12 protein-coding genes are annotated in these 13,601 nt (G+C 64.2%); 7 read left to right on the top strand and 5 right to left on the bottom strand.

Annotated features, from left to right (window positions below; all coding sequences use genetic code 11):
- Positions 1-52: 52 nt before the first annotated feature.
- Together ACOOE1_RS12220 and ACOOE1_RS12215 are read right to left on the bottom strand one after the other, a co-directional pair.
- Positions 53-1,588 carry a PfkB family carbohydrate kinase gene (locus ACOOE1_RS12220; protein WP_420402471.1) on the bottom strand — a complete coding sequence of 512 codons (1,536 nt, stop codon included), beginning with the start codon at positions 1,586-1,588 and terminating at the stop codon, positions 53-55.
- An 81-nt stretch (positions 1,589-1,669) separates the two neighbouring features.
- On the bottom strand, positions 1,670-3,172 hold the full coding sequence (locus ACOOE1_RS12215) for an ArnT family glycosyltransferase (protein ID WP_420402470.1): 1,503 nt from the start codon (positions 3,170-3,172) through the stop codon (positions 1,670-1,672).
- A gap of 177 nt (positions 3,173-3,349) precedes the next feature.
- Between ACOOE1_RS12215 and ACOOE1_RS12210 the strand changes: the two genes are divergently transcribed.
- The 7 genes from ACOOE1_RS12210 to ACOOE1_RS12180 all read left to right on the top strand — a co-directional run bounded on the left by ACOOE1_RS12210 (position 3,350) and on the right by ACOOE1_RS12180 (position 10,880).
- Positions 3,350-5,254, top strand: coding sequence for a methylmalonyl-CoA mutase subunit beta (locus tag ACOOE1_RS12210; protein ID WP_420402469.1), 1,905 nt, complete (start codon positions 3,350-3,352; stop codon positions 5,252-5,254).
- Complete coding sequence (scpA, locus tag ACOOE1_RS12205; protein WP_420402468.1) at positions 5,251-7,404, top strand: methylmalonyl-CoA mutase; 2,154 nt, start codon at positions 5,251-5,253, stop codon at positions 7,402-7,404. The genes ACOOE1_RS12210 and scpA overlap by 4 nt, the downstream gene beginning before the upstream one ends.
- 31 nt (positions 7,405-7,435) lie before the next feature.
- On the top strand, positions 7,436-8,464 hold the full coding sequence (gene meaB / locus ACOOE1_RS12200; RefSeq protein WP_420402467.1) for a methylmalonyl Co-A mutase-associated GTPase MeaB: 1,029 nt from the start codon (positions 7,436-7,438) through the stop codon (positions 8,462-8,464).
- Between the two features lie 53 nt (positions 8,465-8,517).
- Positions 8,518-8,967: a SufE family protein gene (locus ACOOE1_RS12195; protein ID WP_420402466.1), complete on the top strand. Its 450-nt coding sequence runs from the start codon at positions 8,518-8,520 to the stop codon at positions 8,965-8,967.
- Between the two features lie 10 nt (positions 8,968-8,977).
- Positions 8,978-9,415 carry an iron-sulfur cluster assembly scaffold protein gene (locus ACOOE1_RS12190; RefSeq protein WP_420402465.1) on the top strand — a complete coding sequence of 146 codons (438 nt, stop codon included), beginning with the start codon at positions 8,978-8,980 and terminating at the stop codon, positions 9,413-9,415.
- A gap of 22 nt (positions 9,416-9,437) precedes the next feature.
- Entirely contained in the window at positions 9,438-10,514 is a 1,077-nt protein-coding gene (locus ACOOE1_RS12185; RefSeq protein WP_420402464.1) for an NAD-dependent epimerase/dehydratase family protein, read from the top strand.
- Positions 10,515-10,679: 165 nt separating this feature from the next.
- Positions 10,680-10,880: a hypothetical protein gene (locus ACOOE1_RS12180; RefSeq protein WP_292887408.1), complete on the top strand. Its 201-nt coding sequence runs from the start codon at positions 10,680-10,682 to the stop codon at positions 10,878-10,880.
- Positions 10,881-10,956: 76 nt separating this feature from the next.
- On the opposite strand, the gene ACOOE1_RS12175 is transcribed toward ACOOE1_RS12180, so the two are convergent.
- Genes ACOOE1_RS12175 through ACOOE1_RS12165 form a run of 3 tightly spaced genes read right to left on the bottom strand, consistent with a single transcriptional unit; the run spans position 10,957 to position 13,594 of the window.
- Positions 10,957-11,817, bottom strand: coding sequence for a metal ABC transporter permease (locus ACOOE1_RS12175; protein ID WP_420402463.1), 861 nt, complete (start codon positions 11,815-11,817; stop codon positions 10,957-10,959).
- On the bottom strand, positions 11,814-12,692 hold the full coding sequence (locus tag ACOOE1_RS12170) for a metal ABC transporter permease (protein ID WP_420402462.1): 879 nt from the start codon (positions 12,690-12,692) through the stop codon (positions 11,814-11,816). Before ACOOE1_RS12170 ends, ACOOE1_RS12175 begins: the two co-directional genes overlap by 4 nt.
- Positions 12,689-13,594: a manganese/iron ABC transporter ATP-binding protein gene (locus ACOOE1_RS12165; protein WP_420402461.1), complete on the bottom strand. Its 906-nt coding sequence runs from the start codon at positions 13,592-13,594 to the stop codon at positions 12,689-12,691. Before ACOOE1_RS12165 ends, ACOOE1_RS12170 begins: the two co-directional genes overlap by 4 nt.
- Between the last annotated feature and the right edge of the window lie 7 nt (positions 13,595-13,601).

The following is a 13,601-nucleotide window of genomic DNA, read 5'->3' as shown; positions in this document are numbered from 1 at the left end:
GCTTGCCACATTGGCCCGCCAGCGACCATCCTCTGGTCCCGCTGCCGGGCGGTTACTTCAGAAGCGCGGTCAAAGCCTTCACCACGCTGATCTTGTCCACCGAATTGCGGTGTCCGACGATGCCGACTTTGATGGCGCCGGCGATATTTCCGATCAAACCGATTGTAGCAATATCCGTTCCAACTTTCGCCAGCGGCGAAGTGATGGAGAAAAAAGCGTCTCCTGCGCCCATGGTATCGACCACCCGCCGCGTGAAGGCCGGAATCTGGGTCACCGGCGCGCCGGCATCGTAGGCGACGCAGCCGTGGCGACCGTGGGTCAGGATCATCCTCCGGCAGTCGATGCGTTTCGGCAGAATGTCCTGTGCGATCCTGGCGAGATCGCTGAACCGGTCGCCGACCGCGAGACGGGCTTCCGGAGCGTCGATACAGATATAGTCCGCGCGCGGATACTTCGTGATCAGGTTGTAGCCGCGGTTCGCGCTGTTGGTCTGGGCGTTCACGGCGAGAAACGGGGCTGTCTCGCAGATCAGGTCCACGGTGTCGCCGCTGATCAGGCCATGGCCGAAATCCGCGGCCATGACAAGGTCATAGTCTCTGGCGATTTCACTGATCTTGCCGTGCAGTGTCGAATGGGTCTCCGCCGGCAGGGGGGAGTCCTCGATGAACTGCACCTCGAACAGCTTGCGGACATAGGAATTGTCGACGAACCGTACCTTCCGCGTGGTGGGCGCATTGGGCCGGTAGACCGGGATGACGTTCACGTTCCGATGCGACTGGGTCTTGATGAAGTTCTCGCGTGGATCGTTCTGCCCGAGGCAGGTCAGAACGTCGACTTGGCGACAGAAACTGGCGACGTGATTGGCGGCAGCAATGACTCCGCCGGCGAACAGCTCAATGTCCTCGTAGCGCGTGGACATGATGTTCTCTTTAGACGGCTGACCGGACGGCGAGACATACTGGTACTCGTCCAGGATCGTGTCGCCGATCATCAGGACCTTCATGTCCTTGATGCTGTCGATCAGATCGAGAAGCTGCTGCAGCCCGACCGTCTGGCGCACCCGGTCCAGATATTCGCGGACCTCGGGTTCGAAGACATCCACATGGCGGTTGATCAGTTCGCTCGAGCTGAAGGTGATGTCGTCGGTGAAGACGATCCGGCCGCCATGCTGCTCGACCGCCTGCCGCTCGTCCACGATCTTGCCGGTTACGTCCTGACCGGCGTCCACATAGTCGGAGCCCTTGATGTAGGCATCAGGCTTGATCGCATGGATCGCCTCTTCGGCCGAAGGGGCATGGTTCACCCCGACCCAGCTGACATATTCGAGGGCTGCCAGCATCTCGGCGCGAAGCTGGTCGGTGAAGACGGGGCGGCCGGGCCCCTTGTGCACATGTTCGTCCGAGGTGACCGTGACAAAAAGAAAGTCGCCTTCGCGACGAGCATGTTCCAGATGACGGACATGCCCCATATGGAGCAGGTCAAAGGTCCCGTGAGCATGCGCGATCTTTTTTCCGGAAGCGCGAATTTGATCAGCTATTTCAGAGAGTTCTGAGATAGTTTTGATCTTATCTCTAGCCGTAGCCTGCATCTGATTGATTCAATTGTTATATAGCCGCGCCGAGCCTACCACAATTTTATCAGGAAACGGGAAATACAATATTCATCGTAATCATTTATCGAGTGAAACGCCGTTCTTGACCGAGGCTGCGGTCAGCGGCTCGTCGAGCAGGAACAGATGCAATCTGCGCGTTGAGCCGGCACCGGTCTGCACTTCGATCGGGGCAAGCGGTGTCACGGACCCGAACCGTTCCAGAATCGGAAATGGATTGTCCCACTTCGCCACCAGAAGGACCTTGTCGCCCGGCTTCGGCAGATAGCGTTCGGTGAGTTCGTAGTGATGGTCGGGATAACCGTCATAGTCCCACATCAGCGGGCGCCGCTCGATGTTACGCAGGGCATAGAGCAGGGAGGCCATGGTCTTGCGGTCTTCCGTCAGCCAGACCGCGTCGGGATGCGCGGCGAGGACCGGGCGAAGCTGTTCGGCGGTCGCTTCCCAGCCGCGAAGGCGGCGGAGCGGGTCCTTCTTCAGCGGTGGCTCGAAACCGGGCAGGTTCAGGAAGAAGAACCCGAGGACAATCGCGGCGGTCAGATTTAGGGCGATGCCGCCGGCGACGATTTTCACCAGGTTGCGGCGCAGCAGCCAGGCAACGGTCAGGACCGTGGCGGCGACATAGGCGGTGGCCGCCCAGTTCGCGTTGGCGCGGCTGAGGAACGATTGCACGGTGATGATCAGCAGGACCGGGATGCAGAAAGCGAGCAGGAGCGTCTCGGTGGCTTCGGGACTTGCCCGCCGCAGCACGGCGAGGCGCCAGAGCAAGGCGATAAACAGGACCGGTCCGAAAACACCGGCCTGGCTGCCGACGAACTCGAGCATCTTTCCGAAATGGAAAAGATCGCCCTTCAGGTTCGTGTTCTGGCCGACATGGGTGAAGGTCACCCAGCCGGACTCGATGTTCCAGAGCAGGTTCGGGGCGAAGACCGCCATGGTCGCGATCAGCGCGACCAGCGCTTTCCGGCTCGCAAGCCAGGAACGGTGGGCCGGCGAGATGAGCACGAAGAGCAACATGCCCAGGACGAAATAGGCCATGGCGTATTTCGCGAGGAAACCGGCTCCGGCCGCGAGACCGAGCATCAGCGGCCAGCCGAGGGCGTCGCTCTCGAGACTGCGCACGAAGGCGAACAGAGCGACGGCCCAGAGGAAGAGCAGCGGGACGTCGGTCGAAATCAGGAAGCTGGAGAGTGAGACCGCGGGCAGCGTGGCGAAGCTGAGGCCCGACCAGAACCCGATCCGGCGGCTCCCGGCAAGGGCAACGGCGATCCCGTAGATCGCGAGCGCCGTGCCGGCATGGAGCAGGGGAGAAGGTGCGCGGATGCAGGCTGTTCCGTCGCCGCAAACCGTCTCGGCCGCGGAGATGATGAAGGCGATCAGCGGCGGTTTCGTATAGTAGCCCCAGGCGAGGTCCCGGCTCCACGACCAGTACTGCGCCTCGTCGCCATGCAGCCCGATATTGCTGAAACCGAGCACCGCAAGGCGGGCGGCGGTCAAGGCGCCGACGGCGAGCAGAAGCCAGAGGAAATAGGGCCGATCCCGGTCGGCGGTGACGGTCTGCATGCGTTTCGCGGCTTTCCGTGTTTGGGCGGTCACGCTTCGCCTTAGCGGAGCCGGCCCCGGGAAACAATCGGAATCGCGGGCCGCGGCAAATTCAACGGTGATCACCGAGTTTCTTGCCGAACCTGCGGCGACCCGGTAGGACAATCGCGACAGCGTGTGAAAGAGGTGGCCAAGGCAATGCCGGTCCTGGACAACGAAACCTTGATGGCGCTCGCGGAGGAATTTCCCGAGACATCCCGAGATGCCTGGATGGCGGCCGTCGAGACGGCCCTCAAGGGGGCGCCCTTCGAGAAGGTGTTGACGCGCCAGACCTATGAGGGTCTCCGGCTGCAGCCGATCTACACGGCCGAGGACGCGCCGGCCGGACGGGCGGCCCCGGTCGCCGGCGGAAGCAGGACCGAAACCGGATGGGACGTGCGCCAGATGCAGGCGCATGGTGATCCGGCGGAAGTTGCGAAGGCGGTAAGGCAGGACCTGGAACGCGGCGCGACCTCGGTGCTGCTCCGGATAGACCGCCCCGGCGTCGAAGGCGTCGTCATCGGGTCCGCCGAGGATCTCGACCGGGCGCTCGAGGGCATTCACCTGAACATGGTGCCGGTCGCCCTCGATGCGGGCGCCTATGCTCTCCGCGCGGCAGCCTTGCTGAACGAGCTCTGGTCTAGACGTGGCCATGGCGCAGGCGATGTCTCCGGCAGCTTCCGGATCGACCCGTTCGGCGCCCTGGCCCGCGAAGGCTGGCTTCCTGGAACGCTCGACGCGTCTCTCGCGGAACTTGGCGGCATCGCGTCCCGGACGGCAGCTTCGCACCCGAATGTGCGGACGGTCGCGGTCGATACGGCGCCCTATTACGAAGCGGGGGCGAACGAGGTCCAGGATCTTGCATTCTCGATGGCAACCGCGATCGCCTATCTGCGTGCGATGGAGGCGGCCGGGCTGGAGGTTGCCGCTGCGGCCCGGCAGATCGAGTTCAGCTGTGCCCTTGGCGTCGACGTCTTCCAGGGCATCGCGAAACTGCGGGCGGCGCGGCGGCTCTGGGCCCGCATCCTCGAGGCGTCGGGCGTCGATGCCGCGGCCCTGCCAATGATGCAGCATGTCGTGACCGCGGAGCGGGCGATTGCCGGGCGCGACGTGTGGGTCAACATGCTTCGAGCCACGGTCTCGACCTTCGCGGCGGGCGTCGGTGGCGCGGACAGTCTGACCGTTCTGCCCTACGACAGCGCGGTCGGCCTGCCGGACGGGTTCGCCCGGCGCATCGCGCGCAACACGCAGATCATCCTGATGGAGGAATCCGGCCTGCACCGGGTCGCCGACCCGGCCGGCGGGTCTTGGTATGTCGAACGGCTGAGCGACGAATATGCATCCCGCGCCTGGGAGCTGCTGCAGCAGATCGAGCGCGACGGCGGCATGGCTGCGGCACTGACCTCGGGCACGGTTGCGAAGCTGGTCGCCGATGGCTGGACCGAGCGGGAGCGCAATCTCGCGCGCCGCAAGGACGAGCTGACCGGCGTCAGCGCCTTCCCGAATCTGCAGGAAGAGACCGCGACCGGACTGGCGGTGGATCGGGAGCCGCTTCGGGCGAAGCTCGACGCAGACGCCTGGTCGAAGCGGGTAGAGGCAGGCACCGAGATGGAACCGCTCGCCCGGCATCGGCTCGGCGAGGGTTTCGAGGCTTTGCGCGACGCGAGCGACGCTTTCCTGGCGCAGACCGGCAAACGCCCGGCGATTTTTCAGTTGAACATCGGCACGCCGGCCGATTACACGGCGCGGGCGACTTTCGCGCAGAACTATTTCGCGGCCGGCGGGATCGAGAGCGTCCCGGCCGGGGATGCGGGAGAGTTCCAAGCGAGCGGCTGCCGTTTTGCCGTTCTCTGCTCCTCTGATAAAATCTACGGCGAAGAAGCGGCCAAAGCCGCCGGAAACCTGAAACGGGCGGGTGCGGAGCGGATTTTCCTCGCGGGCCGTCCGGGCGACAACGAGGCCGCCTGGCGCGAGGCCGGTATCGACGGGTTCATCTTCGTCGGCGACCAGACCCTCGCCACCCTTCGCGACGTCGCCGCCGGATTGGGAGTGATCGAACAATGAGTGCGATACCCAATTTCTCCGAGATCGAGCTCGGTGCGCCATCTGGCGCCGCCGCGGTCAATGGCAAGCTCTGGGAAACGCCGGAGCGGATCGGCGTCAAGCCGCTTTACACCGCGGAAGACATCGAGGGGCTCGACTTTCTGAAGACCTGGCCGGGCCTGCCGCCCTTTCTGCGCGGTCCCTATCCGACCATGTATGTGAACAAGCCCTGGACCGTGCGGCAATATGCCGGCTTCTCCACGGCGGAGCAGTCGAACGCCTTCTACCGGCGCAACCTCGCGGCGGGACAGAAGGGGCTCTCGGTCGCCTTCGACCTCGCGACCCACCGGGGCTATGACAGCGACCATCCGCGTGTCGTCGGCGACGTGGGCATGGCCGGGGTCGCGATCGACAGCATCCTCGACATGCGCCAGCTGTTCGACGGCATTCCGCTCGACCAGATGAGCGTCTCCATGACCATGAACGGAGCCGTGCTGCCGGTCCTGGCGCTCTATATCCTTGCGGCGGAAGAGCAGGGCGTCTCGCCGGAGAAGCTCAGCGGCACCATTCAGAACGACATCCTGAAGGAGTTCATGGTCCGCAATACCTACATCTACCCGCCGGCGTCCTCGATGCGGATCATCTCCGATATCTTCGGTTTTACCTCGGCGAACATGCCGCGTTTCAACTCGATCTCGATCTCCGGCTACCACATGCAGGAAGCCGGCGCGACGGCGGACCTGGAGCTCGCCTACACGCTGGCGGACGGCGTGCAGTACGCGCGTGCGGGGATCGATGCCGGCCTCGATATCGACGCCTTCGCGCCCAGGCTCTCCTTCTTCTGGGCCATCGGCATGAACTTCTTCATGGAAGTCGCCAAGATGCGGGCTGCGCGCCTGCTCTGGGCGAAGCTGATGAAGCAGTTCGACCCGAAAAGCCCGAAGAGCCTCAGTCTTCGCACCCATTGCCAGACTTCCGGCTGGTCGCTGACCGCGCAGGACGTCTTCAACAATGCGGTCAGGACCTGCGTCGAGGCGCTGGCGGCGACGCATGGCCATACCCAGTCCCTGCATACCAACGCACTGGACGAGGCGTTGGCCCTGCCGACGGATTTCTCCGCCCGCATCGCCCGCAACACTCAATTGCTGATCCAGCAGGAAACCGGGACTTGCAACGTCATCGATCCCTGGGGCGGCAGCTATTACGTCGAGCGCCTGACCCACGATCTGGCGCAGCGCGCCTGGGCCCATATCGAGGAAGTGGAAAGCTTCGGCGGGATGGCCAAGGCGATCGAGGCCGGGATCCCGAAAATGCGGATCGAGGAAGCCGCCGCCCGCACGCAGGCGCGGATCGACAGCGGACGGCAGACCATCGTCGGGGTGAACAAGTACCGCATCGACGAGCCCGAGAATGTCGAGGTGCTGAAGGTCGACAACCAGGCCGTCCGCCGCCAGCAGCTCGAGAAGCTAGAACGCCTGCGGGCCGAGCGGGACGAGAGCGAGACCCGGAAGATGCTGGACCGGCTGACCGCGTCGGCCTCTTCCGGCGAAGGCAACCTGCTGGCGCTCGCGGTGGACGCGGCGCGGGCGCGGGCGACAGTCGGGGAGATCTCCGACGCGCTGGAAAAGGTCTACGGGCGGCATGTCGCGGAGGTGAAGACCGTGTCAGGCGTTTATGCAAGCGAGGTCGGCAAGGGCGCCGATTCAGTGGAGAAGGTGCGCAAGGCGGTCGATGCCTTCGAGGCCGTCGAGGGTCGCCGGCCCCGTATCCTGATCGCCAAGATGGGACAGGACGGGCACGACCGTGGCCAGAAAGTGATCGCGTCCGCCTTCGCCGATCTCGGCTTTGATGTCGATATCGGCCCGCTCTTCCAGACGCCGGAAGAGGCGGCCCGGCAGGCGGTGGAGAACGACGTTCATGTGATCGGCGCGAGCTCCCTCGCGGCGGGTCACCTGACGCTGGTTCCGGCATTGAAGGCGGAGCTGGAGAAGCTCGGGCGCGAGGACATCCTGATCGTGGTCGGCGGCGTTGTCCCGCCGCAGGATTACGACGCGCTCTATGAAGCCGGCGCCAAGGCGATCTTCCCGCCGGGGACGGTCATCAGCGAGGCCGCGGTGGACCTGATCGGCAAGATCGGCGAGGTTCTCGGCCATACCGACGAGGCGGCGTGACCGTTCCTTCCCCCGTGTGGACCGCATGACAATGGTTGAGCCGGCCACCGCGCCGAAGCGGCGCCAGATGAGCGTCGAAGACTATGTGCAGGGCGTCCGGTCGGGCGATCGGGCCATTCTTGCGCGCGCCATCACCCTGATCGAAAGCCGCAACCGGGCCCATCGCCGCCAGGCGCAGGAGGTGCTGAACGCCCTGTTGCCGTTCTCAGGCGAGGCCCGGCGGATCGGCATCACCGGCGTGCCCGGCGTCGGCAAGAGCACCTTCATCGAGGCCTTCGGCAGGATGCTGACCGGCACCGGCCACAAGGTGGCGGTGCTGGCGGTGGATCCGTCGAGCAACCGGACCGGGGGCTCCATCCTCGGCGACAAGACGCGGATGCAGGAACTCGGCCGCGATCCGGGCGCCTATATCCGCCCGAGTCCGTCGGCGGGCACGCTCGGCGGCGTGGCACGGGCGACGCGCGAGACCATGGTGATCTGCGAGGCGGCGGGCTTCGACCACGTGATCGTCGAGACGGTGGGCGTCGGCCAGTCCGAGACCGTGGTCGCGGAAATGGTGGATTTCTTCCTCGTCCTGATGCTGCCGGGCGCCGGTGACGAGCTGCAGGGCATCAAGAAGGGCGTGCTGGAGATCGCCGACATGATCGCCGTCAACAAGGCCGACGGCGACAACCGGAGCCGGGCCCGCCGGGCCGCGTCGGAATATCGCCGGGCACTGGAGATCATGACGCCGGCGAGCCCGAACTGGCGGCCGCCTGTCTCGACCTGCAGCGCGCTTTCCGGAGACGGGCTCGCGGACATCCTCGGCGAGATCACCCGGCATCGCGAAACGCTGAGCGAGAGCGGCGAGTTCCAGAAAAAGCGACAGGACCAGCAGGTGCGCTGGATGTGGGCCATGGTGCGCGAGCGCTTGATGGCGCGTTTCGAGGAGGACGCGGCCGTGCGGGATCTGGTGACGGAACTCGAAGGGAACGTCGCAGGCGCGCGGCTGACCGCGAGCGCAGCCGCGGACCGGTTGCTGCAAACCTTCGGCTTCGGGGCCGGCGGAACCGTTCGTTGACAATCCGGCGCGGCCGCGCCAAGTCAGAGCCATTGCTTTGCATGGGAAGAAAAATGGTTGCTGAGACCGACATTCCGGCGCCCGACCGTTCCATCGCCGAGGAACAGGAAGAGCTGATTTCCGAGTTCGCCTTCTTCGACGACTGGATGGACCGCTACCAGTATCTGATTGATCTCGGCCGCAAGCTTCCGGAGCTTCCCGAGGAGTACAGGCGCGACGAGTTCAAACTCAAGGGCTGCCAGAGCCAGGTCTGGCTGGTCGGAGAGCGGCATGGCGACCGGCTGGTGTTCCGGGCGATCAGCGACGCTGCCATCGTCTCCGGCCTGATCGCCGTCATCCTGCGTATCTACAGCAACCGGACGGCGGAAGAGATCCTCGCGACCGAACCGGATTTCATCCGAGAGATCGGCCTCGAGGAGCATCTGAGCCCGACCCGCAAGAACGGCCTCGGGGCGATGCTGAACAAGATCAAGGCGGAGGCGCAAGCCACCGCGGCCGCGTGAGGCACCGTACGTGAGCGGCATCGACGCGATCTATCAGGACAAGATCCTCGCTTACGCGGCGGACATCCCGCGGCTTGGAAAACTCGAGGACGCGACCCATAAGGGCGAGGCCGTCAGCCGGGCCTGTGGCAGCGAGATCGCCGTCTATCTGAGAGTGGAAGACGGCCGTGTCGCAGATTATGCGCACAAGGTGGACGCCTGCGCGCTGGGGTCCGCCGCGGCCTCCATCGTCGCCCGCGCCATTGTCGGCTGTTCGGTCGAAGACGTGCTGCGGGCGCGGGATCAGATGGAGGGCATGCTGAAGAAGGATGGCGCCGTCCCGGATGGAAATTTCGCCGAGCTTGGCGTATTGCAGTCCGCACGGTCACTGACCAACCGCCACAGTTCCATGCTGCTGGCTCTGAACGCTTCGGCGAAAGCCCTGAAAGAACATAAACAGTCCGCGTGAAGTGCGGACCGCACGGTGAGATATGGCAATTGCACTCGTTACCGGCTCGGCCGGCCTGATCGGCGCCGAGGCCGTCCGTTTCCTGGCAGACAAAGGGCTTGATGTCGTCGGCATCGACAATGACATGCGGGCCTATTTCTTCGGCGGGGAGGCCAGCACCGGCTGGAGCCGGGCGCAGCTCGAAAGCGCGCTCGGGGGCCGCTATCGGCATGTAAGTGCCGATATCCGGGATCTCGCGGCACTGGAGCCGGTGTTCGAGGAATATCGCGGCGAGATCGCACTGGTACTGCACACGGCCGCCCAGCCGTCGCACGACTGGGCGGCGCGCGAGCCGATTACGGATTTCACGGTCAATGCCAACGGCACGCTCAATCTGCTGGAACTGACGCGCCGGCATTGTCCTGAAGCCGCTTTTGTCTTCACGAGCACGAACAAGGTCTATGGCGACACGCCGAACCGCTTGCCGCTGGTCGAGCTGGAGACGCGCTGGGAGATCGACGAGTCGCACCCGTTCCATGCCAACGGCATCGACGAGAGCATGAGCATCGATGACACGCTGCATTCGCTCTTCGGCGCCTCCAAGGTCGCGGCCGACGTGCTGGTGCAGGAATATGGCCGATATTTCGGCCTGAAGACCGGTGTCTTCCGCGGCGGCTGTCTGACCGGCCCCGGCCATTCGGGGGCGGAGCTGCACGGTTTCCTCGCCTATCTCGCCAAGTGCGCGCTCTCCGGAAAGGCCTACACGGTGTTCGGTTACAAGGGGAAGCAGGTGCGGGACAACATCCACGCGCACGATCTGGTCAACGCCTTCTGGCACTTCTTCCAGGCGCCGCGGCCGGGCGAGGTCTACAACATCGGCGGCGGCCGTCGCGCCAACTGCTCCATGCTGGAGGCGATCCGGATGGCCGAGCAGATCACCGGAAAACCATTCAACTGGTCCTATTCGGAGGAGAATCGCGTCGGCGATCACATCTGGTGGATCGGCGACATTTCCAAGTTTGAGGGTCATTTCCCCGACTGGCGCCTCGAATACGATATGCACGGCATCATGGAGCAGGTCGTGGAGGGACAGCGGGCCAGACTGGTCGATGCACAATAATGCATTGAAATAAGACCATTTTAGGACCCTTTGCCGTATTCGAAGGGGTGGATCAGATTCTTAGAATTGTTCTAAATTATTGAAACCCCAACGATTTTCCTTGCGTTCCGGGGGCGGATTCATATCCTGCCGGTGTAATCGGACGATGATGGTGTGGAACCGATCATGAGTTCTTGCGACGATAAATTCGGCTGTGGGCCGACCGACACCTGCTACAGGGCGGTCGTGAACACCTATACGAAGATGAAGATGCTCGGCCAGCGCGACGAGATCTGCTTCAATTCCGCCGTGAAGGTGTATCAGCACCATCACCCGGAAGTGCCGAGCGCGCGCGCGCCTTACGTGATCGCCGACTGGCTCGACTGAGCGTCTCCGGAAAACACACCCATCAAGGGACGCGGTTCGACCGCGTCCTTTTTGTTTGTGCATCTCGTGGTGGAGGCTAGATGCCGGTTGCTGTAAGGGTCTTCCGCCGCGAGGCGCGCAGGGTCAGCAACATGCGTCGCAAAAAGGCGGCGATGAACAGAGCGGTCAGGATCAGGATGATCGTCGGCGCGGGCGCGCTGTCGAGGAAGAAGCTGATATAGGTGCCGAGCAGCGTCGACGTCATGCAGACCGCGACCGCGACCAGTAGCATCCTCCCGAAGCGCCGGACCAGGAGGAAGGCGATGGCACCCGGCGAGATCAGCAGGCCGATGGCGAGGATCAGCCCGGTGGCCGAGAGAGTCGCGACGATTGTGAGCGACAGAGCGGCCAGCAATCCGTAATGCAGCAAGGCGACGGGCAGGCCGGAGGTTCGGGCCTGCGCCGGGTCGAAGCTGTGCAACAGCAGATCTCTCCATTTCACCAGGATCGCGGCGGAGACGCCGAGCGAGATCAGTCCCGCGGTCCAGAGGTCCGCGGCTCCGACGCCGAGCATGTTGCCGAACAGGATGTGGTCGAGATGTGCGTTGGTCTCGATCGAGACATAGAGCACGATGCCGATCCCGAACATGCCGGAAAACACGACGCCCATCACCGTGTCCTCCTTCACCCTGCTGTTGTGGGAGAGATAGCCCGTGGCGAGCGCGCAGGTCATTCCGGCGGCGAAGGCGCCGAGGATCAGCGGCAGGCCGAGAATGTAGGCGAGCACGATCCCTGGCAGCACGGCATGGCTGACCGCATCGCCCATCAGGGCCCAGCCCTTGAGCACGAGATAGCACGAGAGCAGCGCCGTCGGCACCGCGACGATCAGCGAGATCGCGAAGGCGTTCAGCATGAAGCCGAAGCGGAACGGCATCAGCAGGGTCTCGAGTTCGGTCATGCCGCCCTCTCCGGCGTGTGGCTCTTCCGAAGTGCCTCGGCGGCCCTGTGCCGCGATGCCATCAAGCCGTGCTTCGGGGCGAAGGCGAATGCGAACAGGAAGATCAGCGTCTGCAGGGTGACGATGATCCCGCCGGTCGCGCCGTCGAGGAAATAGCTCGCATAGGCGCCGAAGAAACTTGTCAGCGTGCCGATGGCGACGGAGGTCAGGATCAGGCGGGGAAAGCGGTCGCAGAGCAGATAAGCGGTCGCGCCGGGCGTGACGACCATGGCGATCACGAGAAAAGCGCCGACGGTCTGCATGGCTGCGACGACGCAGGCGGAGAGCAGGACGAAAAAGACCGCCTTTAGGATTTCCGGGCGCAGGCCGACGGAGCGGGCATGGCTCTCGTCGAAGAAAGTCACCATCAGGTCCTTCCATTTCGCCGTCAGTACCGCCAGCGAGACGAAGCCGATCAGTGCCAGCTGCAGCGTGTCCTCCGGGGTGATTGCAAGGATATTGCCCATGGTGATGGTCTGGATGCTTACCGTCATCGGATTGACCGAGACGATGAAGAGCCCGAGTCCGAAGAAGGAGGTGAAGATCAGCCCGATGATGACGTCGATCTTCAGGCCCGAACGCTCGGAGAGGAAAAGCATCGCCCCAGCCGCGAGACCACCGGCAATGAAGGCGCCGAGCGCGAAGGGAAGGCCGAGCATGTATGCCCCCGCCACGCCGGGCACGACGGAATGCGAGAGCGCGTCGCCGATCAGCGACCAGCCTTTCAGCATCAGATAGGCGGAGAGAAAGGCGCAGACCCCGCCGACCAGCGCCGAGACCCACATGGCGTTGGTCATATAGCCGTACGAGAAGGGCTCCAGCAGCGCGGCGATCACTGGGAATCCTCGTTGCGGATCGTGTGCGTGCGCTCGCCGTACTGAACCAGCGGCCGTTCGTCGTCGGTGAAGATGGTGACCTCGCGGGTGTCCCCGTCTTCATGCAGGGCATCCCCGCCAAGGGTGAAGTGGCGCAACACACCGCCGAAGGCGCGTTCGAGATTCCCCCGGGTGAAGGTCGTCTCCGTCGGGCCGTAGGCAAGGACCGTGCCTTTCACCAGGATCGTGCGGTCGCAGAATTCCGGCACGGATCCCAGATTGTGCGTGGAGACCAGCATCACCCGGCCCTCCTCGCGGAGTTCGCGCAGGAGCGCGACGATCTGATCCTCCGTCTTGACGTCAACGCCGGTGAACGGCTCGTCGAGGAGGATCACCTGGCCGTCCTGCGCCAGCGCCCGGGCGAGGAAGACACGCTTTCGCTGACCACCGGAAAGCTCGCCGATCTGGCGCAGGCGATAGGCCTGCATGTTGACGCGCTCAAGTGCGGTGTCGACCGCCGCGCGGTCGGCGGCGGAAGGGCGGCGCAGGAAGCCCATATGGCCATAGCGGCCCATCATCACGACGTCCTCGACAAGCACCGGGAAGGCCCAGTCCACATCCTCGGACTGCGGCACATAGGCGACGAGATTCTCGCGAAGCGCGTCTTTCACGCTTCGGCCCAGCAGTCTTATCTCGCCCTCTGCGGTCGGCACGAAGCCCATGATCGCCTTGAAGAGCGTCGACTTGCCGGCACCGTTGACGCCGACGAGGGCGGTTACGGTGCCGCGCGGGATTTTGAAGCTGGCGTCGAAAAGGGCGGTGTGGCCGTTGCGATAGGTCACCGTGACGTGTTGCGCAGAAATGCCTCCGGCGACCTCGCCCGTCATGGCGGTCTCGTTCTTCGGATCATTGCGCGCAAGCATGCCGGTC

Source organism: Nisaea sp., assembly GCF_965216895.1.
Lineage (GTDB): Bacteria > Pseudomonadota > Alphaproteobacteria > Thalassobaculales > Thalassobaculaceae > Nisaea.
Note: the sequence above shows the minus strand (reverse complement) of the source record. Positions and strands in the feature narration are given on the sequence as shown.